Consider the following 25,930-nt stretch of genomic DNA (forward strand, 5'->3'; position numbering starts at 1 on the left):
ATGGCCTCGAAAACGCGGGCAAGACCCGTTTGCAAGACGTTAGGAGCTGATCCATGGCAAAGATAGATTACGGGCGCGCGGCGGGATATTTCCTGCTGTCGGACTTTATCAAAGGGTTTCAGCTTGGGCTGAAATACTTTTTCGCGCCCAAGGCGACGCTGAACTATCCGCATGAAAAGGGCCCGCTTTCCCCGCGCTTTCGCGGCGAACATGCGCTGCGCCGTTATGCCAATGGCGAAGAGCGCTGTATCGCCTGCAAGCTCTGCGAGGCGATTTGCCCGGCGCAGGCGATCACCATCGACGCCGAACCCCGCGATGACGGATCGCGCCGCACCACGCGTTATGACATCGACATGACCAAATGCATCTATTGCGGCTTCTGCCAGGAGGCTTGCCCGGTGGATGCCATCGTCGAGGGGCCGAATTTCGAATTCGCCACCGAGACCCGCGAAGAGCTGTTTTACGACAAGTCCCGCCTCTTGGCCAACGGTGACCGTTGGGAAGCCGAGATTGCCCGCAACCTTGAAATGGATGCACCTTACAGATGACCGATCCAAAAAACCCCTTTGAAATGATGATGAACCAGGCGCAGGAAATGGCCAAGGCCATGAATCCCGCGCTCGAATCCTTTTCGCCGAAGGGGTTTGAAAAGCTCTGGCCGACCATGCCCAAGGAATTCATGGAGATGAGTTTCGGCAAGGGCGCGAGCAAGGACGGGCTTGACGCCAAGACCCGGCTTTTGCTGACGCTGGCCGGGCTGACCATGCTGGGCGCGCAGAGCGACACCCAGATCCGCCTGACCGTGCGCCATGCGCTAGAGGCCGGGGCCACGAAGGAGGAGATCGCCGAAACCATCGCACAGATGTCGATGTTTGCCGGTATTCCGTCGATGACCCGCGCGATGGATTTCGCGCGCGAGGTGATGGACGAGAGCGAAGAAAAAGGAAAAGACAAATGACGATTGCGGCCATGGCCTTTTATCTGTTTGCGGTCTCCTTGCTGATCGGGGGGCTGTTCACCGTGATCAGCCGGAACCCGGTGCATTCGGTTCTGTGGCTGATCCTGTCCTTTATCTCTGCGGCGGGTCTGTTCGTGCTGCTTGGTGCCGAATTCGTGGCGATGCTTCTGATCATCGTCTACGTGGGCGCGGTCGCGGTTCTGTTCCTCTTCGTGGTGATGATGCTTGACGTCGATTTTGCCGAACTCAAGGCCGAGATGGCGAAATACATGCCGCTGGCCCTGCTGATCGGTGTGATCCTGATGATGCAGCTTGGCCTTGCCTTTGGCGCCTGGGATGCCTCCGAGGGCGCGATGGGCGCGCGCGCCGCCGTGGCCCCCGAAGGGGTTGAAAACACCGCCGCGCTTGGCCTGCTGCTCTATGACAAATACTTCCTGCTGTTCCAGCTTTCCGGGCTGATCCTGTTGGTGGCGATGATCGGGGCAATTGTCCTGACGCTGCGCCATCGCACGGATGTCAAACGCCAGAACGTGCTTCACCAGATGTGGCGCGATCCGGCCGAGGCGATGGAACTCAAGGACGTGAAGCCGGGGCAGGGGCTCTGAGCCGACGGCGCGGTTAAGACGCGATTAAGACAAGCGGTTCGGGGCACACCCCCCGCACCGGGGACCTATAAAAAAGACGGACGGGCAAGGCCCGGAGGGACAGACATGATCGGACTTGAACATTATCTAACGGTCGCGGCGGCGTTATTCGTGATAGGCATTTTCGGCCTGTTTCTGAACCGCAAGAACGTGATCATCCTTTTGATGTCGATCGAATTGATCCTGTTGTCGGTCAATATCAACTTCGTGGCCTTCTCAAGTTTCCTGGGCGATCTGGTGGGGCAGGTGTTCACGCTTTTCGTGCTCACCGTGGCCGCCGCCGAAGCCGCGATTGGCCTCGCCATCCTGGTCTGTTTTTTCCGGAACCGCGGCACCATCGCCGTGGAAGACGTCAACGTGATGAAAGGCTGAAGACATGGAAACCATTCTCCTCTTCGGGCCTCTTGTCGGGGCGATCATCGCGGGCTTTGGCTGGCGGATCATTGGTGACACCGGCGCGCAATGGCTGACCACGGGGCTGTTGTTCCTGTCGGCGCTGCTCAGCTGGATCATCTTTCTGGGCCATGACGGCGTGACCCATAGCGTGCATATTCTCGACTGGGTTCAGTCGGGCACGCTTGATACCGCCTGGGCCATTCGTCTGGACCGGCTGACGGCGATCATGCTGATCGTGATCACCACGGTTTCGGCGCTCGTGCATCTTTATTCGATGGGCTACATGGCCCATGACGAGAACTTCAAGGAAAGCGAGAGCTATCGCCCGCGCTTCTTTGCCTACCTGTCGTTCTTCACCTTCGCGATGCTGATGCTGGTGACCTCTGACAACCTGTTGCAGATGTTCTTTGGCTGGGAAGGGGTTGGCGTTGCCTCCTACCTTCTGATCGGCTTTTACTATCGCAAGCCAAGCGCCAATGCCGCCGCGATCAAGGCCTTTGTGGTCAACCGGATCGGTGACTTTGGCTTTGCGCTCGGGATCATGGCGCTGTATTTCCTGACCGACAGCATCAAGTTCGACGACATCTTTGCCGCCGCGCCGCAGCTGGCCGAAACCCAGCTGACGTTTTTGTGGAGCGAGTGGAACGCCGCCAACCTGATTGCCGTCCTGCTGTTCATCGGCGCGATGGGCAAATCGGCACAGCTTTTCCTGCACACCTGGCTTCCGGACGCGATGGAAGGCCCGACACCCGTGTCGGCCCTGATCCACGCGGCGACCATGGTCACGGCGGGGGTTTTCCTTGTCTGCCGGATGTCGCCGCTGATGGAATATGCCCCCGAGGCCAAGATGCTTATCGTCTTCCTTGGCGCCAGCACCGCGTTTTTCGCGGCGACCGTGGGCCTTGTGCAGAACGACATCAAACGCGTCATCGCCTATTCGACCTGTAGCCAGCTTGGCTATATGTTCGTGGCCGCCGGTGTCGGCGTCTATTCGGTGGCGATGTTCCACCTGCTGACGCATGCGTTCTTCAAGGCGATGCTGTTCCTTGGCGCTGGTTCGGTGATCCACGGGATGCACCACGAACAGGACATGCGCAATTACGGCGGCCTGCGCAAAAAGCTGCCCTATACGTTCATGGCGATGATGATCGGCACGCTGGCCATCACCGGTGTCGGCATCCCCCTCACTCATATCGGCTTTGCCGGCTTCCTCAGCAAGGACGCGGTGATCGAGAGTGCCTGGGCCGGAACCGCTGGCGGCTATGCCTTCTGGATGCTGGTGATCGCGGCGCTGTTCACCAGTTTCTATAGCTGGCGGCTGATCTTCCTGACCTTCTTTGGCAAGCCGCGCGGTGACAAGCACACCCACGAGCACGCCCATGAAAGCCCGATGGTCATGCTGGTGCCACTTGGCGTTCTGGCGCTTGGCGCGATCTTCTCTGGCATGGTCTGGTACAACAGCTTTTTCGGCAGCCACGAACAGGTCAACAAATTCTTCGGCATGCCTGCCCATGAGGTGACAGCCGATGCCGGGCACGGCGAAGCGGCAACCGGCCACGACGCGCCTGCCGCAGAGGCCGGGCATGGCGAGGCGGCCACGCAAACGGGCGACGAGCACGCCGCCGCCGCACCGGCAATGGCGCATGGCACAGCCCCCGAGGGCGCGATCTTCATGCATCCCGACAACACGGTACTGAACGACGCGCATCACGCGCCGACCTGGGTCAAGGTCAGCCCGTTCATCGCCATGTTGCTCGGCTTTGTCACAGCACTGTGGTTCTATATCTGGAACCCGGGCATGCCGGGCAAACTGGCCGAAAGCCAGCGACCGCTCTACCTGTTCCTGCTCAACAAATGGTACTTCGACGAGATCTATGACTTTCTCTTCGTGCGTCCCGCCAAGGCCCTCGGGCATCTCCTTTGGAAGCGCGGCGATGGCGATATCATCGACGGGTCGCTCAATGGTGTGGCGATGGGGCTTATCCCCCGTCTGACCCGCCTCGCGGGCCGGGCGCAGTCTGGCTATATCTTCACCTATGCCTTCGCCATGGTGATCGGGATCGTGATCCTGGTGACATGGATGACGATCTTCGGAGGGGCAAACTAATGGACAACCTTCTTTCCATCGTCACCTTCATCCCTGCGGTTGCGGCGGCCATTCTGGCCATCTTCCTGCGCGGCGAAGATGAAGCGGCACAGAAAAACGCCAAATGGGTGGCGATGATTGCGACATCGCTGACCTTCGTGGTCTCGCTGTTCATCCTGTTTGACTTTGACTCCGCGAACACCGGCTTTCAGTTCGTGGAACAGCGCGAGTGGCTGCTTGGGCTGCAATACAAGATGGGCGTCGACGGGATCAGCGTTCTTTTCGTGATGCTGACCACCTTCATGATGCCGCTGACGATTGCGGCCTCGTGGAATGTGACCAGCCGGGTCAAGGAATACATGATCGCCTTCCTGCTTCTGGAAACGCTGATGCTTGGCGTGTTCATGGCACTTGATCTGGTGCTGTTCTACCTGTTCTTCGAGGCCGGCCTGATCCCGATGTTCCTGATCATCGGCATCTGGGGCGGCAAGGCGCGGATCTATGCGTCGTTCAAGTTCTTCCTCTACACTTTCCTCGGCTCGGTGCTGATGCTGGTGGCGATGGTGGCGATGTTCTCGGATGCGGGCACCACCGATGTTGTGGCGCTGCTCAAGCATGAGTTCGCCAGCGACAGCTTTTCGATCCTCGGGATTCACATCGTCGGCGGGATGCAGACCCTGATGTTCCTGGCCTTCTTCGCCAGCTTCGCGGTCAAGATGCCGATGTGGCCGGTGCATACCTGGCTTCCGGATGCCCACGTTCAGGCGCCGACGGCCGGCTCGGTGGTTCTGGCCGCGATCCTGCTCAAGATGGGCGGCTATGGCTTCCTGCGGTTCAGCCTGCCGATGTTCCCGATCGGGGCAGAGGTGCTGACGCCGCTGGTGCTCTGGATGTCGGCGATCGCGATTGTCTATACCTCGCTGGTCGCGCTTGCGCAGGAAGACATGAAAAAGCTGATTGCCTATTCATCCGTTGCTCATATGGGTTATGTCACCATGGGCATTTTTGCCGCCAACCAACAGGGCATCGACGGCGCGATTTTCCAGATGATCAGCCACGGCTTTATCTCGGGCGCGCTGTTCTTGTGTGTCGGCGTGATCTATGACCGGATGCACACCCGCGACATCGACGCCTATGGCGGTCTGGTGAACCGGATGCCGGCCTATGCGCTGATCTTCATGTTTTTCACCATGGCCAATGTCGGCCTGCCGGGCACATCGGGGTTTGTCGGCGAATTCCTGACGCTGGTCGGGATTTTCCAGGTCAACACCTGGGTGGCGGCGGTGGCGACCACCGGCGTGATCCTGTCGGCGGCCTATGCGCTCTGGCTGTATCGCCGGGTGGTGATGGGCGATCTGATCAAGGAAAGCCTCAAGACCATCACCGACATGAGCAAACGCGAGCGGGCAATCTTTGCACCGCTGGTGGTGATGACGCTGCTGCTCGGGGTTTATCCCCGGCTGGTCACCGATATCACCGGCCCCTCTGTCGAGGCGCTGATTTCCAACTATGAGACGGCACAGGCCGTGGCGTCGAGCGCCACGCAGGTTGCCGAAACCTCGCATTGAACCGGAGGCCCTGAAGATGCAGGCTGATCTGACTGTTATCCTGCCCGAGATCGTGATCTCGGTCTATGCACTGGCCGCCCTGTTGCTGGTCGCCTACACGGGCAAGGACAAGATGGCGGGCATGCTGGTCTGGCTGACCGCCGGGCTGTTTTTGCTCATGGCGCTTTGGATTGGCGCCACCGGCAATGGCACCCACACAGCCTTTGGTGGCATGTTCAACGATGATGGCTTTGCCCGCTTTGCCAAGGTGACGATCCTTTTGTCGGCCGCCGCCGTTCTGGTGCTGGGACGGGAATATATGCAGCGCCGTGATATCCTGCGGTTTGAATATCCGATCCTGATCGCCCTGTCGGCGGTTGGCATGATGGTGATGGTCAGTGCCGGTGATCTGATGGCGCTTTACATGGGGCTCGAGTTGCAATCGCTGGCGCTTTACGTGGTCGCCTCGCTGCGCCGGGACAGTGCCAAATCGACCGAGGCGGGCCTCAAGTATTTCGTGCTTGGCGCGCTGAGTTCGGGCTTGCTGCTCTATGGTGCCTCGCTGACCTATGGCTATGCGGGTACGACGCTGTTTTCCGGTATCATCGCCGCCGCAGAGGGGCAGGCGCCGATCGGTCTTTTGATCGGTCTGGTTCTGGTGATCTCGGGTCTGGCCTTCAAGATTTCCGCCGTGCCGTTCCACATGTGGACGCCCGACGTTTACGAGGGCTCGCCGACGCCGATCACCGCGTTTTTTGCCACCGCGCCGAAGATGGCCGCGATGGCGCTGTTCGCGCGGGTTGTGCATGACGCCTTTGGCGGCGTGGTTGGTGACTGGCAGCAGGTGCTGGCGGCGCTCAGCCTGTTGTCGATGTTCCTTGGCGCCGTGGCGGCGATCGGGCAGACCGATATCAAGCGCCTGATGGCCTATTCGTCGATCGCTCATATGGGCTATGCGCTCATGGGCTTGGCCTCGGGGACGGTATTTGGGGTGCAGGCAATGCTGATCTACATGGCGATCTATGTGACCATGAATATCGGCACCTTTGCCTTTATCCTGTCGATGGAGCGCGATGGCCAGCCAGTGACGGATATCCGCAGCCTGAATATGTATGCCAAGGCCCAGCCGGGCCGGGCGCTTGCGATGCTGATCTTGTTGTTCAGCCTTGCCGGTGTGCCGCCGCTTCTGGGCTTTTTTGGCAAGCTCTACGTGCTGCGCGCGGCCTATGAGGGCGGGCTTGCCTGGCTTGCGGTGGCCGGTGTTGTCGCCAGCGTGATCGGGGCGTTCTATTACCTGCGCATCGTGTTCTACATGTACTTCGGCGAAGAGGGCGAAGCGCTTGAAACCGGGCGTTCCCCGGTACAATGGGCGTTTTTGATGGCCTCGGCGGCGATCATGCTGGTGGGTATCATCAACATGTTCGGGGTCGAGGCGATTGCCCAGGCGGCAGCGGCAACGCTTGTCAACTGACGGCATGTCTTTTCCGGTCTGATCCAAATGTGACGCGCCCCAAGGGGCGCGTCGCTTTTATTTTGGCGCCCGGTGCCCGGGTGCGCGCCTCCGGCGGGAGTATTTTTGGAAAGATGAAATTGGGGTCTGAATGGGACTGGCCTGAGGGCTATGGGCGGCGTGTGCTGGCCTCGGTGGACAGCACCAATGCCGAGGCCGCGCGCATAGCGCCGGGGCTTGCGGGGTCGGAGTGGATACTTGCGCTTGAGCAGACCGCCGGGCGCGGGCGGCGCGGGCGCGCGTGGCGCGACCCAAAGGGGAATTTTTCCGCCAGCCTTGTGATGCGCCCCAATGAGACGCCGGACAAGGTTGCGTTGCGCTCTTTCCTGGCCTCGCTGGCGCTGTTCGAGGCGCTGGTGGCGGCGACCGGGCGTGCGGATGTCTTTGCGCTCAAATGGCCCAATGATGTGTTGCTGAACGGTGGCAAGTTGGCCGGGATTTTGCTCGAGAGTGCCGGCAGCGGCGCGGGGCTTAGCCATTTTGCAATCGGCATTGGCGTGAACCTGCGCGAGGCGCCGGAGGGCAGCGCGGTCGAGCCCGGCGCAGTGCGGCCGGTATCGGTCTTGTCGGGCACCGGCGTGGCGATCAGCCCCGAGGAATTTCTTGATCTTCTGGCCCCGGCCTATGCCCGCGTCGAGGCGCAATTCGTGACCTATGGGTTTGCGCCCATTCGCAACGCCTGGCTCGCACGGGCGGCGCGTTTGGGCGAGGTGATCACCGCGCGCACCAGCCGCGACGAGGTGACCGGCACCTTTGAGACGGTGGACGACGCGGGCAATCTTGTTCTATCAACCCCCAAGGGGCGCCATGCGATTGCCGCCGCCGAAGTTTTTTTCTAAGCGAGGAGGCGCGCGATGTTACTGGCGATTGATTGCGGCAATACCAACACGGTCTTTTCGATCTGGGATGGCGAGAGATTTCTGTGCACCCTGCGCACCTCGACCGAGCATCAGCGCACGGCGGATCAGTATTTCGTCTGGTTTTCCACGCTTCTCAACCATTTCGGCATCGAGGCCGATATCCGGTCTGTGGTGATAAGTTCGACGGTGCCGCGGGTGGTGTTCAATCTCAGGGTCTTTTCGGATCGCTATTTCAACTGTCGCCCGCTTGTGGTGGGCAAGCCAGAATGCCGCCTGCCGGTGGATGTGCGGGTGGACGCGGGCACGCAGGTCGGGCCGGACAGGCTTGTAAATACGGTGGCGGGCTACGATCTATACGGGGGCGACCTGATTGTGGTGGATTTTGGCACCGCCACGACGTTTGATGTGGTGGCAAGTGACGGCGCCTATATTGGCGGGGTGATTGCGCCGGGGGTTAACCTGTCGCTTCAGGCCCTGCACGAGGCCGCTGCCGCCCTGCCGCATGTGGATATCACCAAACCCGAGCGCGTCATTGGAACCAATACCGTCGATTGCATGCAATCGGGGGTGTTCTGGGGTTATGTCGGGCTGATCAATGGGATATGTGACCGGATAAAGGCCGAGAGAGGCCGCGCCATGAAAGTGGTCGCAACAGGCGGGCTGGCGCCATTATTCCAGCAGGGGCACGCGATTTTCGACGTGTTCAGAGATGATTTGACGATGCACGGACTGACCGTGATCGACGCCTATAATAAGGAGGGCTGACGCCCCATGAGTAGTGAACGTTTGATTTACCTTCCCCTTGGCGGGGCGGGCGAAATTGGTATGAATGCCTATGTCTATGGTTATGGAAAACCCGGCAAAGAGCGCCTGATCCTGGTGGATCTCGGCGTTACCTTTCCGGATATGGATGGCACGCCGGGGGTGGATCTTATCCTGCCGGATATCACCTGGCTGGCCGAGCGGCGCAATCAGCTTGAAGCGGTGTTCATCACCCACGCCCACGAAGACCATCTTGGCGCGGTGGCGCATTGCTATGAAAAGCTTGGCGCGCCGATCTATGCGCGTGCCTTCACCTCGAACCTTGCCCGCCGCAAGATGAGCGAATATGGCCATCCCGAAAGCGCGGTCAAGACCGTTTCGCCCTGGCCCGAAGTGACCCAGGCGGGGCCGTTCAGCGTTGGCTTTGTGCCGATCTCGCATTCGATCCCCGAAAGCTCTGGTCTTGTGATCGACAGTGCGGGCGGGCGAATCGTGCATAGCGGCGACTTCAAGATCGACGAAACGCCCGTGGTTGGCGAAGCCTTTGATCACGACCTCTGGGCGAGCCTTGCCGCGCCGGGCGTAAAGGCGCTTGTCTGCGATTCAACAAACGTGTTCAGCACCAATGAGGGCCGCTCCGAGGCGACCGTGGCGACGCCGATCACCGAGCTGGTCGAGCGATCCAAGGGCATGTTCATCTGCACCACCTTTGCCAGTAATGTCGCGCGGGTCAAAACCCTTGCCGAGGCGGGGGTACGCGCCGGGCGCTCGGTCTGTCTTATGGGGCGGGCGATGCGCCGGATGATCGAGGCCAGCGTCGAGACCGGCGTGCTCAAGGGCTTTCCCAGCACCATCAGCCCGGAAGACGCCAAAGGCCTGCCGCGTGAAAACGTGATGCTGATCGTCACCGGAAGCCAGGGCGAGCGGCGCGCCGCCAGTGCCCAGCTTGCCAATGGAAAATACCAGGGGATGACCCTGAAAGAGGGCGATACCTTCCTGTTTTCGTCCAAGACGATTCCGGGCAATGAGCGCGGCGTGATCCGGATCATGAACCAGTTCAGCGAAATGGGCGTCGATGTGATCGAGGGCGATGACCGCTATCACGTTTCGGGCCATGCCAACCGGCCGGACCTTGATATGATGCATAAGCTGATCAAGCCGCAGACGGTTATTCCGATGCATGGCGAACACCGCCATCTGCGCGAGCACGTGAAACTTGCCAAGTCCAACCGGCTTGGCGGGATGCTGGCCGTGAACGGCATGATGATTGATCTGAGTGGCAACAAACCCAAGGTCGCCGAATATATCGAAACCGGGCGGACCTATCTTGATGGCACGGTTCAGATCGGGTCGATGGATGGGGTGGTGCGTGATCGCATTCGCATGGCCCTGAACGGGCATGTGATGATCAACATCATCCTTGACGAAGACGATGATCCGCTTGGCGAACCGTGGTGCGAAACCATGGGTCTTGCCACCACGGGGCGCAACAATGCGCCGCTGGTCGATGTTCTGGAAGAAGACCTGAGCCAGTTTCTGGGCCGCGCCAATGACAAGACGCTGGCCGATGATGACAAGCTTGAAGAGGGCTTGCGCCGGATCGCGCGCCAGAGCACGCAGAACGAAGTGGGCAAACGCCCCGAGGTCACCGTGGTGATCAGCCGTCTCAGCGCCTGAGGCCGAACAGTTTGACCTGATATGAAAGGGCGCGGTTGCCAGTCGTCCGCGCCCTTTTGCACGCCCCTGCGCGGTGTGCCGACGGGCAAGGATGCCGCAAATTTTTCCCAAACTGGCACTATAAGAATTTCTTTAGATTGAGGTCTCTAAGGCCTATTCTGGTCGCAAGACTGCGTTACCGCCTCTGCTCGTTCGGCGGCGAATGTGCAATTGCCGCGACCGAATGGATTGAAAGCGACTTCTAATGACTTGGCGTTTTGGACGACCGGCGGATGAAGCGCCACATTTGTTGCCATCGAGTGACAAACAGAAACTGACCGCGCGCGAACGTCTGCGTGCCATGATGCCTTTTCTCGAGTGGCTTCCTTTGGTCAACCAGAGAACCTTTCGTGCCGATGTTTTTGCCGGCATCACCAATGCCGCGATTGTGCTGCCTCAGGGGATCGCCTTTGCCGCCATTGCAGGCTTGCCGCCGCAGTATGGTCTTTATACGGCGATGGTCACCCCGGTGATCGCGGCACTGTTCGGAAGCTCGTGGCATCTTGTCTCGGGCCCGACCACGGCCATTTCCGTGGTGATCTTTGCGACCTTGTCGGAGAGTTTCACGCCCGGCTCGCCCGAATTCATCAGCGCGGTTTTCAGCATCACCCTCTTGGCGGGGTTCTTTCAGCTGTGCCTTGGCCTCGTCAACCTCGGGCAATTGGTTGGCCTTGTTTCGCATTCGGTCATGGTCGGCTTTACGGCGGGGGCCGCGATCCTGATTTTCCTTAGTCAGTTGCCGGGTTTCATAGGCAAGTCGCTGCCGCGTCCCGATGACCTTGTCGAATTGGGACAAGAGCTTTGGCGCGTCTTGCCGGATCTCAACCCGCATGTTCTGGCGGTTTCGGTCACAACCCTTGTCGCGGCTGTGCTCGTCAAGCGATACCACCCGATGTGGCCCAATTACCTGATTGCCCTTGTCGTGGGCAGCGGTTTGGCCTTTGTTCTGAACGCGGGCGCGCATGACGTGGCCTTTGTCGAGGCGATCGACTCCGGTATTCCGCCTGTTGCGGTGCCGGAAATGTCCTTCGAAATCGTGCGCACGATGTCTCAGGGGGCGTTTGCCTTGGCCCTGATCGGCCTGCTGGAGGCGGTTTCAATCGCGCGGGCGATGTCGTTGCAATCGCATCAGTCGCTGAACAGCAATCAGGAAATCATCGGGCAGGGCTTGTCCAATATCGGCGGGTCGTTCTTTTCGGCCTATATGGGCTCGGGCTCGTTCACGCGCAGTTCGCTTAACCTTGAGGCGGGCGCAAAGACCCCTCTGGCGGCGATCCTTGCGGCGGTTTTCCTGCTGGTGATCCTGCTGCTTGTCAGCCCGCTGATCGCCCATATCCCGATCCCGGCGATGTCGGGACTGATCATGCTGGTGGCCTGGAAGCTGATCGACATCAGGGAGATCCGGCATATTCTGACCACGAGTCCCTCGGAAACCTCGATCTTTCTGGTGACCTTCATCACGGTTCTTTTGGTCGATCTTGAATTTGCCATCTATGCAGGGGTGATTGTCTCTTTGGCGCTGTTCCTGCGCCAGACGATGAGACCGGGGCTTCCGGTGAACGTGCCCAATGGTAATGTCGAGGGACGCCCCTTCATGAGCCCGATCCACTGGCGTCTGCCTGAATGCCCGCAAGCGGTGTTTCTGCGGGTTCAGGGGCCGATGTATTTCGGTGCGGTTGAATACCTTGAAAAAGAATTCCTCAGGCTCGCCAAGCAACGGCCGGGTCAGAAGCATCTCTGCCTGCTGATTGACGGGGCGGTCGGGATTGATCTGGCGGGCGCCGTATGGCTGGTCGAGGAAAGCCGGAACCGCAAAGACATGGGCGGGTCGCTATCGCTTGTCGGGCGATATCCGCCGCTCCGACGGCAACTGGACCAGTTTCATGTGACCAAACGGATCGGGCGACAGAATATCTTTCGCCGCAAACGCGAAATGCTTGAGGCACTCGTGCCCCGGCTCGAGCGGTCGATCTGTGCCACCTGCACGGCGCGGGTGTTTCTGGAGTGCAAGGCCATGCCCGGCCCGCAACCCGAGGCGCCGGAAGATGTGCAAGCGCCCGCCGCGCCAGAGGCAGCGTCCAGGTCATAGCGCGCGGTCCTCACGGGCCGCGCAAAGAAAAAGCGCCCGGATCTTGCGAACCGGACGCCGGATTTGTCCAGGCAGTGCAGGGTGGCCGCCACTGCGATGCCAGATCAGGCCAGGGCCTGATCCCATGCGTAATCACCGTCTTCCGTCTTGACGCGCGTCGGAAGGCCGATCTTGTCCAGTAATGAAAACAACGGCTTGGGGTCAAGTTCTTCGACATTCACCATGGTCGCGGTGTCATAGGTGCCATCGGCAATCAGCATCGCCATCGCAACCGGCGGCACGCCGGCGGTATAGGAAATGCCCTGACTTCCGACCTCGTTGTAGGCGTCCTTGTGGTCGGCGACGTTATAGACTAACACCTCGACGTCCTGACCGTCCCTGGTGCCCTTTACCAGATCGCCGATGCAGGTCTTGCCGGTATAATTCGGCGCAAGGCTGGAGGGATCAGGCAGCACCGCCTTGACCAGTTTCAGCGGCACAACCTCAAGCCCCTCGGCGGTGACAACCGGTTGTTCGGACAAAAGCCCGAGATTCTGGAGAACCGTGAAGACGTTGATATAGTGATCGCCAAAGCCCATCCAAAACCGGATATCGGCCTGCGGGTAATTGGCCGCCAGCGAATGCACCTCGTCATGGCCCGACATATAGGCCTTTTGCTTGCCCACCACCGGAAGATCCCATTCGCGCCCGACCTCGAACATCTTGTTGGTCTTCCACGCGCCATCCTGCCAGCTATAGACCGTGCCGGTGAACTCGCGAAAGTTGATTTCGGGATCGAAGTTGGTCGAGAAATACTTGCCGTGATTGCCGGCGTTGATGTCGACGATGTCGATGGATTTGACCTCATCCATGAATTCATCGACGGCAAAGCGCGCGAAGGCGTTGACCATGCCCGGATCGAACCCGGCACCAAGGATCGCGGTGACACCGGCCTTTGCGCAATCCTCGCGGCGCTTCCATTCGTAATTGGCATACCAGGGCGGCGTTTCACAAATCTTGGCAGGGTCTTCGTGGATCGCTGTGTCGATATAGGCGGCACCGGTGCGAAGGCAGGCCTCAAGTACGGTCATGTTCACGAAAGGCGAGCCGACGTTGATCACGATCTGCGCGCCGGTCTTTTTCAAGAGGGCCTCGACCGCGTCACTGTCCATGGCATCGACCGCATGCGCCTCGAATACGCCGTCCTGTTTCATCGCCGCCTTGTCATGCACGCTCTGAATGATCGCGTCGCATTTTGAAACCGTGCGGCTGGCGATATGAAGGTCACCCAGCACGTCATTGTTTTGCGCACATTTATGCGCCACGACCTGAGCGACGCCACCGGCGCCGATGATAAGAACATTGCGTTTCATGTATCCAAAAGACCTCTTGTGTTTGTTCAGGAAAGGGCGGCCGCAAAGTCGGCATAGTCAAAGTCACGCACCAGGCGGATCGATCCGTCAAGTTCGCGGATGGCGATGCCGGGCATCTTTACACCGTTGAACCAGTTCTTCTTGACCATTGTATAGCCTGCCGCGTCCTGAAACGAAATCCGGTCACCGGGCTTTAACGGCGCATCGAACTTGAATTCGCCGAAAATATCCCCGGCAAGACAGGATTTGCCGCAGATCATCCAGTCATGCGTGCCGGTATCAGGGGCAATCTTTGCCGGTTCACGATAGATCAGAAGGTCAAGCATATGCGCCTCGATCGAGCTGTCGACGATGGCCAGGTTCTTGCCGTTGTAAAGCGTGTCCAGCACCGTGACCTCTAGCGTGGCGGCCCCGGTGATCGCCGCTTCGCCCGGTTCAAGATAGACCTGCACGCCATAGGTCTCGGCAAACTGCCTGAGCCGCCCGGCCAGACGATCCAGCGGATACTGCGCGCCGGTAAAGTGGATGCCGCCCCCGAGGCTGACCCAGTTCATCCGGTGCAGGGTGTCGCCGAACCGTTCTTCGATCAGTGCAAGCATCTCTGAAAAGCGGTCGAAATCGTCATTCTCACAGTTGTTGTGAAACATCAGCCCGCTGATCCGATCCGCCACGGCGGCAATCTGTGCCGGGTCATGTTCGCCGAGGCGGCTAAAGGGGCGCGAGGGGTCGGCAATATCAAACTCCGAGGTCGAAACGCCGGGGTTCACCCGCAAACCGCGGATGTGGTTCTGCGAGGCGGCATCGAACCGATCAAGCTGCCCGATGGAGTTGAAGATGACCTTGTCGCAATTGGCCAGAACCTCTGCGATCTCGTGGTCGGCGTAGGCCACGGAATAGGCGTGGGTCTCGCCCGGAAATTTCTCGAACCCCAGTTTCACCTCGTAAAGCGACGACGAGGTGGAGCCATCCATATATTGCGCCATGAAGTCAAACACCGACCATGTCGCAAAGCATTTCAACGCCAGCAGAGACTTTGCACCAGAGGCCTCGCGCAGCCATGCAATCTTTTGCATGTTGGTCAAAAGGCGTGACTTGTCGATGAGATAAAAGGGGGTTTGCAAGGCAGCATCCTGTCATTGGGCGAACGTATGGCTGGGGTTCCCAATTAGTTTATGTTGCCGGATAAGGCAAACCATGACTTGCCAAAGACAAGCGGGTGGTCGCCCTTAAGCGGGCTGAAAATCCGGCTCTGTCAGCGGGGCGGTGTCGGCGCGCCGAGGAAATTCGCCATGACATTCTCAAGGAGGCGCGACACGTCATTGTCATAGCCGTTCCAGGGCAGGCTGCCGCAAAAGGTGATTGATCCGGTGGCAAAGACACGACCGCCGCCGGGGTATTCGGCATAGATCATATCGGCATGCATCGCGTCCTTGGCGCTGCCGCCCGTGAGGTTTGTGAGATGGGTCAGCTGCTCTTCGGGCACCAGCATGAAGCCGGTGTCGCGCGTGACCGAGCGGGCCAATAGAACGGCGCTGTCGGGCGTGCCGATCCGGTGGTCCATATGGTCAAGCTCGAACCCCGCCGCGCCATGGCCAGAAAACCCGTAATCACCGATCAGGTCGCTTTCGATGCCGTCAAACACCCAGTCAAACGCCGGGTCGCTGCTCACGCGGCGGTAAGGATCGCCAAAGAACTCGCCCTGCGCGGCAAAGCCGATCCCGACAAGGTCTTGCGGCGCGCGCCCGTTGCGCCGCCACAAGCCGCCATAACCGCCGTCAAAAGCGTTGTAATATTCGCCCGGTTCCGCCGCCCAGGCCCGGATGCCATCCTCGGCGCGGCGAATTTCAAGCAGGCTGTCGTTTTCGCCATGCACCGCGATGCGCCAGTAAAACCCGTTGCCGCCCAGATACATCAAGGTTCCGCCACCGTCGCGATAATCGCGCAGCGCATCGAGGGTGTTGGCCGTGTGATATTCGGGATGGGTGCCGGTGGTCACGGCGGCGTAGCCTTTTATCGCCGCCGCGCCGTCGTCATGCAATTCGCGGTCGGTGATCACGTCATAGTCGATGCCCTTGGCGTGAAGCCAGCTTATCAGGTGCATATCGGCCGGAAAATGGCGCAGCCCCGAACAGGTCGCCCCGCCGAAGGTCAGGAAACCGGGCCGCAGGTTGAACAGCGGGCGATGATGCGAGGCATGGCAAATCCCCGAGCCGTCGGCGTGATAGTTATAGGTCGAAAGCCCATAGTGCGGATGCTCTGCGGGATTGTGCGGGTAGGCGTTGCGTTCGGTGATCTTGTCCTGCCAGGACGGGTCATAATCGGGCCGGGCATGATTGCCGTAGATCGTGTAGGTAAAGGTCGAGATAAGCACGCAGAGCCTGGCCTTGGGGCGCCCAAGCGGCGGGCAGACAAAGAACGGGATCGCGTCCTCATTGCCCTCACATTCCAGCCGCATGACATAGACGCCCGAGGGCATGTCTTCGGGCACGGTGAATTCAAAATCAGTGTCCCACTCGAAATCATAGATATCGTCGCCGTGAAAATGGATCGCCGCGTAATGCGCGGGCTTGTGGGTCCAGTTCATCTCGGACCCGTCCCAGGCCGCGCCGGTCACCGCGCGCGCGGGAAAGTTCACGAGGGTCAGGTCAGGGCCGGTTGTGGCCGATGCGGTGGTGGTCCTGATGCCGATGGAAAAGTCCCATGCGCAAAGCGGGCGGTCGTCCACGGCAATGGCGGGGGCCTCGATCTTGCCACTGAAATGCTGGCTTGCCTGATCGCCGACAAGGCGCGCAGCAATGCTTGGCGTGGCGGTTGTGGCAAGCGGGGCAGTGCCCTTGTGCGTGGCCACGCATGGCGCGAGGGCAGGGCGCGTCAAGGGCTGTTGTTCAAGGGTGATGGCGCCCGGTGTCACTGTCGCGGTGATCCGGCACCATTGGCGCAGCTTGAGGGGCCGACCTGTGCTGATCACCTGATCCCCGAGGCCGAGGCTTGCCGCGCCGCTTTCGTCAAGGCGCAGGTCATAGGCGCCAAAGCCAATCACGGTCTGAACCGTGCCTGTGGTCAGCGTCGGAAAGATCACCGCCGAAAGGGTGATCGACGCCTCAGGCGCGGCGCGCACTTCGTCCTGCGCCACCCCGTAAGAGCCCGCCGCGAAGGGGCGGTGGGTGGAGGCAAAGGATTGGGGGACAAAGAAGCCGGATGCGTCTTCTTCGATGATCCCCGGCCCCTCGGGGTTCGGGTCGGCGCTAATGGATCGCACAAGGCGCGCGGTAAACGGGCGGCTTGCGGTTGAGGAAACCTTGAAGGCCAGCGTTTCGCCGGGGCGCGCCGACAAGCGGTCGGCATATCCCAAAAGGGCAAGGTCTTGGGGCTTTGTTGTCATCGCGTCGGTCCATAAACAAGATTTGGAAGATAGGTCACCCAGTCCGAGTAAAACACCAGAAGCAGGATCATCAGGGCATAGGGGATCAACAGCGGCAGAACCCCGACCGAAATGTCCTCGATCGAGATCTTGCTGATCCGCGCGGCGACGAACAGGTTGACGCCGATCGGCGGCGTCAGGAAGCCGATTTCACAGGTCATCACCGTAAAGATGCCAAACACCACCGGATCAACCCCAAGGCTTGTCACCAGAGGATAGAAGACGGCGGTGAAGATGATGATCTGCGGAATGCTTTCAAGCCACATGCCGACGATGATGTAGAACACACCGATCAACAACATTACCAGCCAGGGGTAGTCCACCAGCCCCTGAAACAGCGCCAGAACCGAGCTTGGGATGTCAAACAGCGTGACCAGCTGCCCGAACGCCTTGGTCGAGCCGAGGATGAACAGCACCGAGCCGATGACGATGGCGGTGAACTTGAAGGCATGAAACAGCTTGGCCCAGGTCAGGCCGCGATGGATGAACATGCCCACGAACAACCCATAGGCGACGGCCACGCCTGCGGCCTCGGATGGGGTGAAGATGCCCGCATAGATGCCGCCAAGGATGATCACCGGCGCCATGACCGCCCATTTGCCCTCCCAGAACGCGGCGAGCAGCGGCCCCCAGCGGAATTTTTCGCCGGTGCCGCCATAGCCGTTTTTGGCCGAGATCACGAAGACCACCACCATGAGCATCAGCCCCAGCACGATCCCCGGCACGATACCGGCCAGAAACAGGCGCGGGATCGACACGTCGGTGACAAGCGCGAAGATGATCAACAGGTTCGAGGGCGGGATCATGCTGCCAAGGGCCCCGGCCGAGGCGGCAATTGCGCCTGCAAAGCGCGACCGGTAGCCCTCGGCCTGCATCGCGGGGATGGTGATGGAGCCAATCGCGGCGGTGGTGGCCGGACCAGAGCCCGAAAGCGCGGCGAAGAACATGCAGGCGACGACGGTCACAAGCCCGAGACCGCCCTTATAGGCGCCAACAAGCATTTGCGCGATATTAACCAGCTTTTCGGACATGCCGCCCTGTTCCATCAGCTGTCCGGCCAGAATGAACAGCGGGATCGTCACCAGCGGAAAGGGCTCGAACGCGGTCCAGGCGGCCTGGGCCATCAGGGTCATCGGGATATCGGCAATGATCAGCCCGGCCACCGTGGCGATTCCGGCGGCAAAGGGAATGGGCACGCCGATCGCCATGGTAAAGACAAACACCACCGCCATCAGGATAGGCCCGTTGGCCCCCCCCAGAATGGCCGCCAATACCGCGATCACCATCGCGACAAGCACGAGGATCGGGGCCAGCGAGGGGCGGGGTTTGGGATCGGTGATATCGCTCATAGTGGCAGCCCCTTAAAGGCGTCAGAGCGCCAGCGCCAATAGACCTGGGCAATACGAAACAGCATCAGGGCAAACAGCATCGGAATGAACATCTGAACCCAGCGTTGCTCGATCCCCAGACCGGGGGTCTGATAGGTGACGTTGAACAAAAGCTGGGTATAGGTCACGGTCTGTACGATCATGAAGATCACGAACCCGACCCAGAGTGCATCGGCCAAGATGATGCAGCCCAGCTGAAGCGCGCGGGGCAGGCGGCTTACCAAAAGGGTGATGCGGATATGCGCGCGTTCGCGCACCGCCATCGTCGCGCCAAGATAGACCGCAAAGATCATGCCATAAACGGCGGTCTCTTCGGCCCAGACCGCAGCGGTGTCAAACAGGAACCTCAACACCACCTGCATCAGCACAGAGCCGACAACGACGCAGAGGAAAAAGGCACAGAGCACTTCCTCGAAATACCGGTCAAGCTTGCCGAGCACGGTGACCTCCTGGTCATGAGGGTAAGCGGGCGCGCAGGGATCGCGCGCCCGAAGGTCTTGGGTGACGAGGCGGGTTTACTGCGCTGCTGCGCGGATTGCCGTCACCAGCGAGGTAAAATCCTCGCCCTTGTCGGCGGCATAATTGTCCTGCACCCGCTGCCCGGCGGCGATGAAATCGGTGCGATCGAACTCGGCGGATTTCATGCCGCCTTCGCCGACGAGAAAGGCCCGGATTTCATCCACCTGACGGGTCATTTCCTCTTTCTGATAGATCCCCGCCTCGCGTGCGGCGCGCATCACGGCGGCGCGTTGGTCATCGTCAAGCTTGTCCATGATCCGCTGGCTGGCAAAGAGCGGCGAGAAATAGGTGAAATGCTCAAGCGCGGTGAAATAGGGCATGATTTCATAGAATTTCTGCGACTTGATGAACGAGGTGCCATTGTCGGCGCCCTCGACCGTGCCGGTTTGCAAGGCCGTCGGCGTGTCAGCCCAGGGCAGCGGAATGGGAGCGGCGCCAAATTCGGTGAAGGTATCAATCATCACCTGGTTCTTGGGCACGCGCACCTTGAGCCCGGCCATATCGGCCATGCTGGTGATCGGGTTGCGCGAATTGTAAAAATCGCGATCGCCGACAAAACCATAGGTCAGAAGGTAAACCCCGGTGGCCTCGTGCAGCTGATCGGCAAACCCCTGTCCGACCTCGCCTTCGAGCACGCGGTAGGCGTGGGCCTTGTCCTCGAAAATATAGGGCAGCACAAATGCATCCATCAGCGGGAAGTGGGGCGAGATGTTGTTACCGGTGATTACATGCATATCGACCGTGCCAAGCTGCATCGCCTTAAAGGCCTCGTCTTCGCCCATAAGTTGACCACAGCAGCGCACTTTGACGTCGATGGTGCCGCCGGAATAGTCTTCGGCCAGCTCCTCGAACTTGTCGGCCAGCACAGCGTAAGAGCTGCCTTCGGCGGCGGCATAGCCAAGGTTGATGACAACATCGGCGGCCATCGCCGATTGTCCTGCAAGGGCGAGCGTAAGCGCGGATGCCGCGACGGGCAGCGTTTTGAAAGTTGGCATTGGTCTCTCCATGTCGTGCGTTTGTTTTTATTATCTTCGCAGGTTGGCATGAATGGCCATGCAGGTATAATATCAAATTAGTTGGTTTTGATACTTTGTAGGCATCATGAAGTTTGATCTTCGCCATATCCGTTATTTTATGGCCGTCGCGGAAGAGCTTCACTTTCGCCGCGCCGCCGAGCGGTTGGGCATCGCCCAGCCCGCCCTGAGCCGCGCCGTGCGCGACCTTGAGGATCAGCTTGAGGTGAGGCTTTTTGATCGCACGAACCGCAGTGTTCAGATCACGCCGGCCGGAACGACCTTTCTCGAGGGCTGTCGCGGCGTGATCAATGCCGTCGAGAACACGGTCGAAAACACCCGCCGCGTGCATGACGGCCAGATCGGACGCTTGCGCATCGGCTATACGGATATGGCGATTGCCGGCCTGCTGCCGCGTCGGCTCAAGGATTTTCAGGCGCAACAGCCGGGCCTCGTGTTGCAACCGCATCACGATGTCACCACCGCCCAGCTTCACAAACTCGACGCCGGAGAGCTGGACGTCGGCTTTGTCACCGGCCCGATAAGCCGCCTCGGCTATGACCAATGCCTGATCCAGTCCGAGCGCTTTGTCTGCGTTCTTTATGAACACCACCCGCTCGCCAATCGCAAAAGCATTCGCCTTGAAGAGCTGGCGCATGAAGACTTTGTGCATGGAACATCGAAGGACTGGGAGCATTTCCACGCCTATCTGATCCCGCTTTGCCGCAGATCCGGTTTCGTGCCACGTGTTGTCCAGGAGGCCTTTAACTCGGCCGGCATCCTGGGCCTTGTCGCCTGCGGCATGGGGGTCACGATCCTGACCGACAGCGTGCGTGGCTCCGTGGGTGCCGGGCTTATCGTTGTGCCATTGCAGGACGTGTCAGAGCAGCTTCAGACCGTGGCGATCTGGAAAAGCGAAACCCCTGACCGGGCAACGGGTCTATTCATAGACTTTTTGCGTGAAGTCGGACCGCCCTGACCCAATGTCACAACTGAGCCGTGACATTGGTTTCCTCCGGCTTGTTGTTGCCGCCTTTGCGCAGGGCGCGCCCTGTCCCGTCACGCGCATGGCTTGCACAGGCGCGACAGAGGCATCAGGTGGTTTCAAAGTGCACACCCGCATCGGTGACCACAGCAGCGGTCAGCCGTCCGGAGGCATAGGCGCCGGTGTCGATGCCAATTCGGCCCTGCTCCATGCGCGGCGCATCAACGATCGTATGGCCGTAAATAACCCAAACCTCATCGCGGCGCGGCGTGGTCAGGAAATCCGGATGTCCCCATCGCAGCACGCGTTCGGGCTGTGCATCGAGTGGAAGGGCGGGGTCGGCCGCGGCATGAACCACCGCGATATTGCCCGCGCGCCAGACCGACTGCAAACCCATCAGCCAGTCGATGAGCGGCTCTCCCATCGCTCTGACCAATGCGCCATGCGCCTCGCGCAGGCGCTCGTCGGGGCTGGTTTCGGTCAGCCCCGCAATGCCAAAACTGGCCATTGTCTGCAAGCCGCCGTGGCGGAACCAGCGCCGCCGTGCCGTTCATTGTCGCAACCGCCCGCGCACAGCCTGTAAACTCGGCGATGCGCTCTTCAAATTCGGTGACCCGTGCCCCCACCGAAGAGACGAAATTCGAATCGATTGTTTCCGTCAGATAGGCGCGTTCATTGCCTTCGAAAACCGGGCGGTGCAGTGGGATTGGGGAGGGCCCAAAGATATCATGGACCATGTCGATCAAGGCGTCGGTTGTCATTGATGTGCCTTATTGTGATGGGCTGGCGCGACAATGCTTGTGTCAGTGCGATCGCAAGGTGCCGATTTGCCTGATTATACTCATACTTTCTCGGCCCGTCCTTACACGCCGCCAATCCGTCTTACAAGAAGGGCACGCCAGAGCGGCGGGCACCGTTCGCTCTGGTCAGGCCACGGCAATGTTTGTGGTGCGATGCTCTGCGCGTGACCCGGCCGACTGGCGGTCGCCTTGCAAAAACAGGAGCAGATATGAACCCCTTTGAAAACCGCAGCCTTGCCTTGTCCGGACCCGCGACCGATGCCTTGCCGGTGATCCCTGACGATGTCTCCGACCTGCCGGATGTCGCCGTTGGTCTTTATGTCGAAACCGCCGGTACGATCAGCATCGTGACCGTAACCGGCCAGACACGCATCATCGCCGTCGCCGATTTTTCGATCCTGCCTATCGGTGTGCGGCGCGTGAATGCCACCGGCACGAGCGCAACCGGGCTTCATGCCCTGGTGATTTCATGAAGATCGTAACGGATATCTCAATCACCTCGACGCCAACGCGCGCGCGCGGGAAGTGGGATCCGGGGGCGCTTTTCCGGTCCCCCGTGCAGGGGGCGTGGTTTGATCCGTCTGATGTCGCGACCTTGTTTCAGGACAGTGCAGCGACGGTTCCGGTTGCGGTGGATGGCGATCCTGTCGGGCGGATGCTCGACAAATCGGGCAATGGCAATGACGCGGTCCAGAGCAATGCGGCCAGGCGCCCGAAATGGCGCACCGATGGGACGCTGTCCTGGATCGAATTTGATGGCGTAGATGATCGGATGGAGACTGCCATTACCGTCCTTGACGGGGCCCCCGTTATGACAAGCTGTGCCGGGCTATCCTATCTGCCGGGGGGCGCGGCCTGGGGCGCGCTGCGCTCGCTGGTGGATGCCGGAATCTATGTCGGTCTGTCCCACCCGTCGATTACCGGAGCGGTCTCAAACGTCGGGGGGGCATTCTTTCTCAACGGTGTGCCGGCGCCGAATGATCGCAAAGCCCTGCGCGAGGCGTTGGTTGCACCTGCCGTTTTTGAAGGTCAGGATATTCAGACCGCGAGCTTATCCGGCCAAAAGTGGCAGGTCTTCAGCTATTGGAACACCTCACCGCCGGGGGGGCGGCTGTTTGGTTATGTCGATTACGTCGGCGCTGCGGGGCCAGAGTTAACACAACTGCGCCTCTGGATGGCCAGGCAAACGGGCGTTACGCTCTGACAGGCGTAATCGTGATGCGTGTGGCCGCAGCAGAACTATCGAGCCATTTTGGTCTATGCGCAACCGTGGGGCCAGAATGGCTTGACCTGTTGTGTGACCTGCGGGTCGGCTGATTGCCCCTGGCTGACGAAGGGCGAAGGTCTCGTCCAAGAGAGCGACCGGCGTTATAGCCTCAGGCGTCGAGAGTGATCCAGATCGGCACGTGATCCGACGGCTTTTCGCGCGCGCGAATGTCCTTGTCGATCTGACAATCGGTCAAAAGATCGGCGGCCTGCGGGCTGAGCAAAAAGTGGTCAATCCGAATGCCGTCGTTTTTGTTCCAGGCCCCGGCCTGATAATCCCAGAACGTATAATGCCCCGGTCCCTGCGTGCGGGCGCGAAACGCCTCGGTAAAGCCAAGGTTGAGGATACGGCGAAAGGCCGCGCGGCTTTCGGGCAGGGCAAGCGCGTCCTTGGCCCAAACCTCGGGGCGGGCGGCATCTTCGTCCTGCGGGATGATGTTGTAATCGCCCGCCATGACGACCGGTTCCTCGCTTGTCAAAAGCTCTTGCGCGCGCAAGCGCAGCCGCTCCATCCAGGCTAGTTTATAGTCGTATTTCGGCCCCGGCACCGGGTTGCCATTGGGCAGGTAAAGCCCACAGACCCGCACCGCCGTCTTGTCACCGATCACCGTCGCCTCGATCCAGCGCGCCTGTTCATCGCTCTGATCACCCGGCAGACCGCGGCTGACATCCTCAAGCGGAAGCTTGGACAGGATCGCAACCCCGTTAAAGCCCTTTTGGCCATGGGTTTCGACGGTATAGCCGCGGTCCTCGAATATCTCGCGGGGGAAGTTTTCGTCGACCGATTTGATTTCCTGCAACAGGGCGACATCCGGCTCGGCCTCGTCAAGCCAGGCGGGCAGCGCCTCGATCCGGGCCTTGATGCCGTTGATGTTGAAGCTGGCGATTTTCATGGGCGCTCCCTGTCTGCTTTGCCCCTCTATCGCCCAGCACCGGCGGGCTGACAAGTCGATTGCGGCAGATGCGCTGCGCCAGACGCGCGGCGCTCACGCAAGAGCGCAACAAGAAGTTTGGTTTAACTGTAACTTTCAGGCGATTGATTTACATCGAAAAAGATACGCCGCAGCCACAAGAGCTGCTGGCGTTCGGGTTCTCGATTACAAAGCGCGCGCCAATCAGCTCTTCGCTGAAATCAATCGTGGCCCCGGCCAGAAACGGCAAGGAGGTGCTATCGACCACGACCTTCTGGCCCTGACCTTCAAGCACAAGATCATCCGCGCCGGGCCGATCCAGCTTGATGTCATATTGAAACCCGGAACAGCCGCCGCCCTCGACCGCGATGCGAAGCGCGCTGCCCTGCTGATCCGCGCCGATTTCGGCCAGACGGGCAAAGGCGCGGGGGGTCACTTTGGGGGGCAGGTTCATGTGGGTCTCCGGGCTGGTGTTCGACTTCTCTTATAAGGCAATATATGGACGGCGGGAACACTCGACAAGGAGATGAATGATGACGGCCTGCTATGCCTCTGATCCGGCCCGGACCCGTGGCCGCCTTGTCGCCGAGGAGGAAAGCGCGTTTCGCTCGCCGTTTCAGCGCGATCGCGACCGGATCATCCATTCCAGCGCCTTTCGCCGCCTCAAGCATAAGACCCAGGTCTTCGTCGAACATGAGGGTGACTATTTTCGAACCCGTCTCACCCATTCCATCGAGGTGGCCCAGGTCGCACGCACGATTTCCGGCGCGCTTGGCCTCAATGGCGAGCTGACCGAGGCGGTGGCGCTTGCCCATGACCTTGGTCACACGCCCTTTGGTCATGCGGGCGAGGATACGCTTGATGCGCTGATGAAACCCTATGGCGGGTTTGATCACAACGCCCAGGCCCTGCGCATCGTCACCGCGCTTGAGCGCCACTATGCCGAATTTGACGGGCTCAACCTGACATGGGAGACGCTTGAAGGGATCGCCAAACACAACGGCCCGGTGACGGGCCCCTTGCCTTATGCGCTTGCTGAATATGACGCCCGCCATGACCTTGAGTTGCACACCCATGCCAATGCCGAGGCACAGGTGGCGGCGCTGTCGGATGATATCGCCTATAACAATCACGATCTGCATGACGGGCTGCGCGCCGGGCTTTTCAGTGACGAGGAAATCTGTGTGCTGCCGATCGTGGGCGACTTTTACCGCGAGGTTGACCGGCTCTATCCGCGCCTTGATGCCACCCGCCGCCGCCACGAGGCGCTGCGCCGGGTGTTTGGCGTCATGGTGGGCGACGTGATCGAGCATTCGCGCGACGAACTGGCCCGCGCCGCGCCGCAAAGCGCGGCCGGGGTCCGCCATCTGGGGCGCGCGGTGATCCGCTTTTCGCCGGGGCTCTGGTCGGATTTGCAACAGATCCGCAAGTTTCTCTACGTCCGGATGTACCGCGCCCCCTCGGTCAACGCGATGCGCGAACAGGTTCATGGTGTTGTCAGTGGCCTTTTCCCCTTTTACCTGGATCAACCGCACTATCTTCCACAAGAATGGCGCGATGACGTGGCGCGCGCCGCCGACAAAACAGCATTGGCGCGACTGGTGAGCGATTACATCGCCGGGATGACCGATCGCTTTGCGCTTCAGCAACACGCGCGCCTGCTGGGCGGTCCGGGTGGCCCCGGCGAAAGAGGGAGAGACTAGCAAT

At 60.2% G+C, this 25,930-nt stretch carries 24 protein-coding genes and 1 pseudogene; 15 read left to right on the plus strand and 10 right to left on the minus strand.

Going from position 1 to position 25,930, the window contains the following annotated elements:
* The first annotated feature begins 53 nt into the window (after window positions 1-53).
* The 11 genes from nuoI to BUB78_RS00510 all read left to right on the plus strand — a co-directional run bounded on the left by nuoI (window position 54) and on the right by BUB78_RS00510 (window position 12,568).
* On the plus strand, window positions 54-548 hold the full coding sequence (nuoI, locus tag BUB78_RS00460) for an NADH-quinone oxidoreductase subunit NuoI (protein WP_073193967.1): 495 nt from the start codon (window positions 54-56) through the stop codon (window positions 546-548).
* A complete protein-coding gene (locus tag BUB78_RS00465; protein ID WP_073193968.1) occupies window positions 545-958 on the plus strand; it encodes a carboxymuconolactone decarboxylase family protein in 414 nt (137 codons plus the stop codon). Before nuoI ends, BUB78_RS00465 begins: the two co-directional genes overlap by 4 nt.
* Window positions 955-1,563, plus strand: coding sequence for an NADH-quinone oxidoreductase subunit J (locus BUB78_RS00470; protein WP_073193969.1), 609 nt, complete (start codon window positions 955-957; stop codon window positions 1,561-1,563). Before BUB78_RS00465 ends, BUB78_RS00470 begins: the two co-directional genes overlap by 4 nt.
* Window positions 1,564-1,668: 105 nt before the next feature.
* Window positions 1,669-1,974, plus strand: coding sequence for an NADH-quinone oxidoreductase subunit NuoK (gene nuoK, locus BUB78_RS00475; protein ID WP_073193970.1), 306 nt, complete (start codon window positions 1,669-1,671; stop codon window positions 1,972-1,974).
* Between the two features lie 4 nt (window positions 1,975-1,978).
* On the plus strand, window positions 1,979-4,105 hold the full coding sequence (nuoL, locus tag BUB78_RS00480; RefSeq protein ID WP_073193971.1) for an NADH-quinone oxidoreductase subunit L: 2,127 nt from the start codon (window positions 1,979-1,981) through the stop codon (window positions 4,103-4,105).
* Complete coding sequence (locus BUB78_RS00485) at window positions 4,105-5,652, plus strand: NADH-quinone oxidoreductase subunit M (protein WP_073193972.1); 1,548 nt, start codon at window positions 4,105-4,107, stop codon at window positions 5,650-5,652. The genes nuoL and BUB78_RS00485 overlap by 1 nt, the downstream gene beginning before the upstream one ends.
* A 16-nt stretch (window positions 5,653-5,668) precedes the next feature.
* The gene (gene nuoN / locus BUB78_RS00490; RefSeq protein WP_073193973.1) at window positions 5,669-7,102 is read left to right on the plus strand and encodes an NADH-quinone oxidoreductase subunit NuoN; all 1,434 of its coding nucleotides are present in this window, start codon (window positions 5,669-5,671) and stop codon (window positions 7,100-7,102) included.
* A gap of 113 nt (window positions 7,103-7,215) precedes the next feature.
* Entirely contained in the window at window positions 7,216-7,980 is a 765-nt protein-coding gene (locus BUB78_RS00495) for a biotin--[acetyl-CoA-carboxylase] ligase (RefSeq protein ID WP_073194553.1), read from the plus strand.
* A 15-nt stretch (window positions 7,981-7,995) separates the two neighbouring features.
* Complete coding sequence (locus BUB78_RS00500; protein ID WP_073193974.1) at window positions 7,996-8,766, plus strand: type III pantothenate kinase; 771 nt, start codon at window positions 7,996-7,998, stop codon at window positions 8,764-8,766.
* Window positions 8,767-8,772: 6 nt separating this feature from the next.
* Window positions 8,773-10,440, plus strand: coding sequence for a ribonuclease J (locus BUB78_RS00505; RefSeq protein WP_073193975.1), 1,668 nt, complete (start codon window positions 8,773-8,775; stop codon window positions 10,438-10,440).
* A 343-nt stretch (window positions 10,441-10,783) separates the two neighbouring features.
* The gene (locus BUB78_RS00510; RefSeq protein WP_170864994.1) at window positions 10,784-12,568 is read left to right on the plus strand and encodes a SulP family inorganic anion transporter; all 1,785 of its coding nucleotides are present in this window, start codon (window positions 10,784-10,786) and stop codon (window positions 12,566-12,568) included.
* A gap of 104 nt (window positions 12,569-12,672) precedes the next feature.
* Here BUB78_RS00510 and BUB78_RS00515 read toward each other — a convergent pair whose 3' ends face one another.
* The 6 genes from BUB78_RS00515 to BUB78_RS00540 form a co-directional block, all read right to left on the minus strand.
* Entirely contained in the window at window positions 12,673-13,920 is a 1,248-nt protein-coding gene (locus tag BUB78_RS00515) for a saccharopine dehydrogenase family protein (RefSeq protein ID WP_073193977.1), read from the minus strand.
* Window positions 13,921-13,946: 26 nt separating this feature from the next.
* On the minus strand, window positions 13,947-15,041 hold the full coding sequence (locus BUB78_RS00520) for a carboxynorspermidine decarboxylase (RefSeq protein ID WP_073193978.1): 1,095 nt from the start codon (window positions 15,039-15,041) through the stop codon (window positions 13,947-13,949).
* 131 nt (window positions 15,042-15,172) lie between these two features.
* The gene (locus BUB78_RS00525; protein WP_073193979.1) at window positions 15,173-17,302 is read right to left on the minus strand and encodes a N,N-dimethylformamidase beta subunit family domain-containing protein; all 2,130 of its coding nucleotides are present in this window, start codon (window positions 17,300-17,302) and stop codon (window positions 15,173-15,175) included.
* Window positions 17,299-18,690 carry a TRAP transporter large permease gene (locus BUB78_RS00530; protein ID WP_245813317.1) on the minus strand — a complete coding sequence of 464 codons (1,392 nt, stop codon included), beginning with the start codon at window positions 18,688-18,690 and terminating at the stop codon, window positions 17,299-17,301. Before BUB78_RS00530 ends, BUB78_RS00525 begins: the two co-directional genes overlap by 4 nt.
* Window positions 18,687-19,169, minus strand: coding sequence for a TRAP transporter small permease (locus BUB78_RS00535; RefSeq protein WP_073193980.1), 483 nt, complete (start codon window positions 19,167-19,169; stop codon window positions 18,687-18,689). The genes BUB78_RS00530 and BUB78_RS00535 overlap by 4 nt, the downstream gene beginning before the upstream one ends.
* A gap of 75 nt (window positions 19,170-19,244) precedes the next feature.
* Window positions 19,245-20,243 carry a TRAP transporter substrate-binding protein gene (locus BUB78_RS00540; RefSeq protein ID WP_245813318.1) on the minus strand — a complete coding sequence of 333 codons (999 nt, stop codon included), beginning with the start codon at window positions 20,241-20,243 and terminating at the stop codon, window positions 19,245-19,247.
* Between the two features lie 106 nt (window positions 20,244-20,349).
* Between BUB78_RS00540 and BUB78_RS00545 the strand changes: the two genes are divergently transcribed.
* Window positions 20,350-21,240, plus strand: coding sequence for a LysR family transcriptional regulator (locus BUB78_RS00545; protein WP_073193981.1), 891 nt, complete (start codon window positions 20,350-20,352; stop codon window positions 21,238-21,240).
* Window positions 21,241-21,355: 115 nt separating this feature from the next.
* Here the strand turns inward: BUB78_RS00545 and BUB78_RS21055 are convergent, their stop codons facing one another.
* Window positions 21,356-21,754, minus strand: a complete 399-nt coding sequence (locus tag BUB78_RS21055; RefSeq protein ID WP_245813330.1) for a hypothetical protein — start codon at window positions 21,752-21,754, stop codon at window positions 21,356-21,358.
* A gap of 37 nt (window positions 21,755-21,791) precedes the next feature.
* Window positions 21,792-22,007: pseudogene (locus BUB78_RS21060) on the minus strand (DegT/DnrJ/EryC1/StrS family aminotransferase); the annotation flags it as partial.
* A gap of 248 nt (window positions 22,008-22,255) precedes the next feature.
* Between BUB78_RS21060 and BUB78_RS00555 the strand changes: the two are divergent.
* Complete coding sequence (locus BUB78_RS00555; protein WP_073193982.1) at window positions 22,256-22,519, plus strand: spike base protein, RCAP_Rcc01079 family; 264 nt, start codon at window positions 22,256-22,258, stop codon at window positions 22,517-22,519.
* Window positions 22,516-23,250, plus strand: coding sequence for a hypothetical protein (locus BUB78_RS00560; RefSeq protein WP_073193983.1), 735 nt, complete (start codon window positions 22,516-22,518; stop codon window positions 23,248-23,250). The genes BUB78_RS00555 and BUB78_RS00560 overlap by 4 nt, the downstream gene beginning before the upstream one ends.
* Before the next feature lie 172 nt (window positions 23,251-23,422).
* On the opposite strand, the gene xth is transcribed toward BUB78_RS00560, so the two are convergent.
* Window positions 23,423-24,205 (minus strand): exodeoxyribonuclease III, encoded by a 783-nt coding sequence (gene xth / locus BUB78_RS00565; RefSeq protein WP_073193984.1) that lies wholly within the window; start codon window positions 24,203-24,205, stop codon window positions 23,423-23,425.
* Window positions 24,206-24,353: 148 nt separating this feature from the next.
* Window positions 24,354-24,677, minus strand: a complete 324-nt coding sequence (locus BUB78_RS00570; protein ID WP_073193985.1) for a HesB/IscA family protein — start codon at window positions 24,675-24,677, stop codon at window positions 24,354-24,356.
* 79 nt (window positions 24,678-24,756) lie between these two features.
* Here BUB78_RS00570 and BUB78_RS00575 point away from each other — a divergent pair, with 79 nt between their 5' ends.
* Entirely contained in the window at window positions 24,757-25,926 is a 1,170-nt protein-coding gene (locus tag BUB78_RS00575; protein ID WP_073194563.1) for a deoxyguanosinetriphosphate triphosphohydrolase, read from the plus strand.
* The last annotated feature ends 4 nt before the right edge of the window (window positions 25,927-25,930 follow it).

The organism is Roseovarius marisflavi (assembly GCF_900142625.1).
GTDB lineage: Bacteria > Pseudomonadota > Alphaproteobacteria > Rhodobacterales > Rhodobacteraceae > Roseovarius > Roseovarius marisflavi.

Coding starts and splice junctions, on each gene's coding strand:
- BUB78_RS00540 (WP_245813318.1), bottom strand. CDS start 20,243: ATGCCAACTTTCAAAACGCTGCCCGTCGCGGCATCCGCGCTTACGCTC.
- nuoN (WP_073193973.1), top strand. CDS start 5,669: ATGCAGGCTGATCTGACTGTTATCCTGCCCGAGATCGTGATCTCGGTC.
- BUB78_RS00530 (WP_245813317.1), bottom strand. CDS start 18,690: ATGAGCGATATCACCGATCCCAAACCCCGCCCCTCGCTGGCCCCGATC.
- BUB78_RS00545 (WP_073193981.1), top strand. CDS start 20,350: ATGAAGTTTGATCTTCGCCATATCCGTTATTTTATGGCCGTCGCGGAA.
- BUB78_RS00570 (WP_073193985.1), bottom strand. CDS start 24,677: ATGAACCTGCCCCCCAAAGTGACCCCCCGCGCCTTTGCCCGTCTGGCC.
- BUB78_RS00465 (WP_073193968.1), top strand. CDS start 545: ATGACCGATCCAAAAAACCCCTTTGAAATGATGATGAACCAGGCGCAG.
- BUB78_RS00510 (WP_170864994.1), top strand. CDS start 10,784: ATGCCTTTTCTCGAGTGGCTTCCTTTGGTCAACCAGAGAACCTTTCGT.
- nuoK (WP_073193970.1), top strand. CDS start 1,669: ATGATCGGACTTGAACATTATCTAACGGTCGCGGCGGCGTTATTCGTG.
- BUB78_RS00515 (WP_073193977.1), bottom strand. CDS start 13,920: ATGAAACGCAATGTTCTTATCATCGGCGCCGGTGGCGTCGCTCAGGTC.
- nuoI (WP_073193967.1), top strand. CDS start 54: ATGGCAAAGATAGATTACGGGCGCGCGGCGGGATATTTCCTGCTGTCG.
- BUB78_RS21055 (WP_245813330.1), bottom strand. CDS start 21,754: ATGGCCAGTTTTGGCATTGCGGGGCTGACCGAAACCAGCCCCGACGAG.
- xth (WP_073193984.1), bottom strand. CDS start 24,205: ATGAAAATCGCCAGCTTCAACATCAACGGCATCAAGGCCCGGATCGAG.
- BUB78_RS00485 (WP_073193972.1), top strand. CDS start 4,105: ATGGACAACCTTCTTTCCATCGTCACCTTCATCCCTGCGGTTGCGGCG.
- BUB78_RS00495 (WP_073194553.1), top strand. CDS start 7,216: ATGAAATTGGGGTCTGAATGGGACTGGCCTGAGGGCTATGGGCGGCGT.
- BUB78_RS00555 (WP_073193982.1), top strand. CDS start 22,256: ATGAACCCCTTTGAAAACCGCAGCCTTGCCTTGTCCGGACCCGCGACC.
- BUB78_RS00575 (WP_073194563.1), top strand. CDS start 24,757: ATGACGGCCTGCTATGCCTCTGATCCGGCCCGGACCCGTGGCCGCCTT.
- BUB78_RS00470 (WP_073193969.1), top strand. CDS start 955: ATGACGATTGCGGCCATGGCCTTTTATCTGTTTGCGGTCTCCTTGCTG.
- BUB78_RS00500 (WP_073193974.1), top strand. CDS start 7,996: ATGTTACTGGCGATTGATTGCGGCAATACCAACACGGTCTTTTCGATC.
- BUB78_RS00505 (WP_073193975.1), top strand. CDS start 8,773: ATGAGTAGTGAACGTTTGATTTACCTTCCCCTTGGCGGGGCGGGCGAA.
- BUB78_RS00560 (WP_073193983.1), top strand. CDS start 22,516: ATGAAGATCGTAACGGATATCTCAATCACCTCGACGCCAACGCGCGCG.
- nuoL (WP_073193971.1), top strand. CDS start 1,979: ATGGAAACCATTCTCCTCTTCGGGCCTCTTGTCGGGGCGATCATCGCG.
- BUB78_RS00525 (WP_073193979.1), bottom strand. CDS start 17,302: ATGACAACAAAGCCCCAAGACCTTGCCCTTTTGGGATATGCCGACCGC.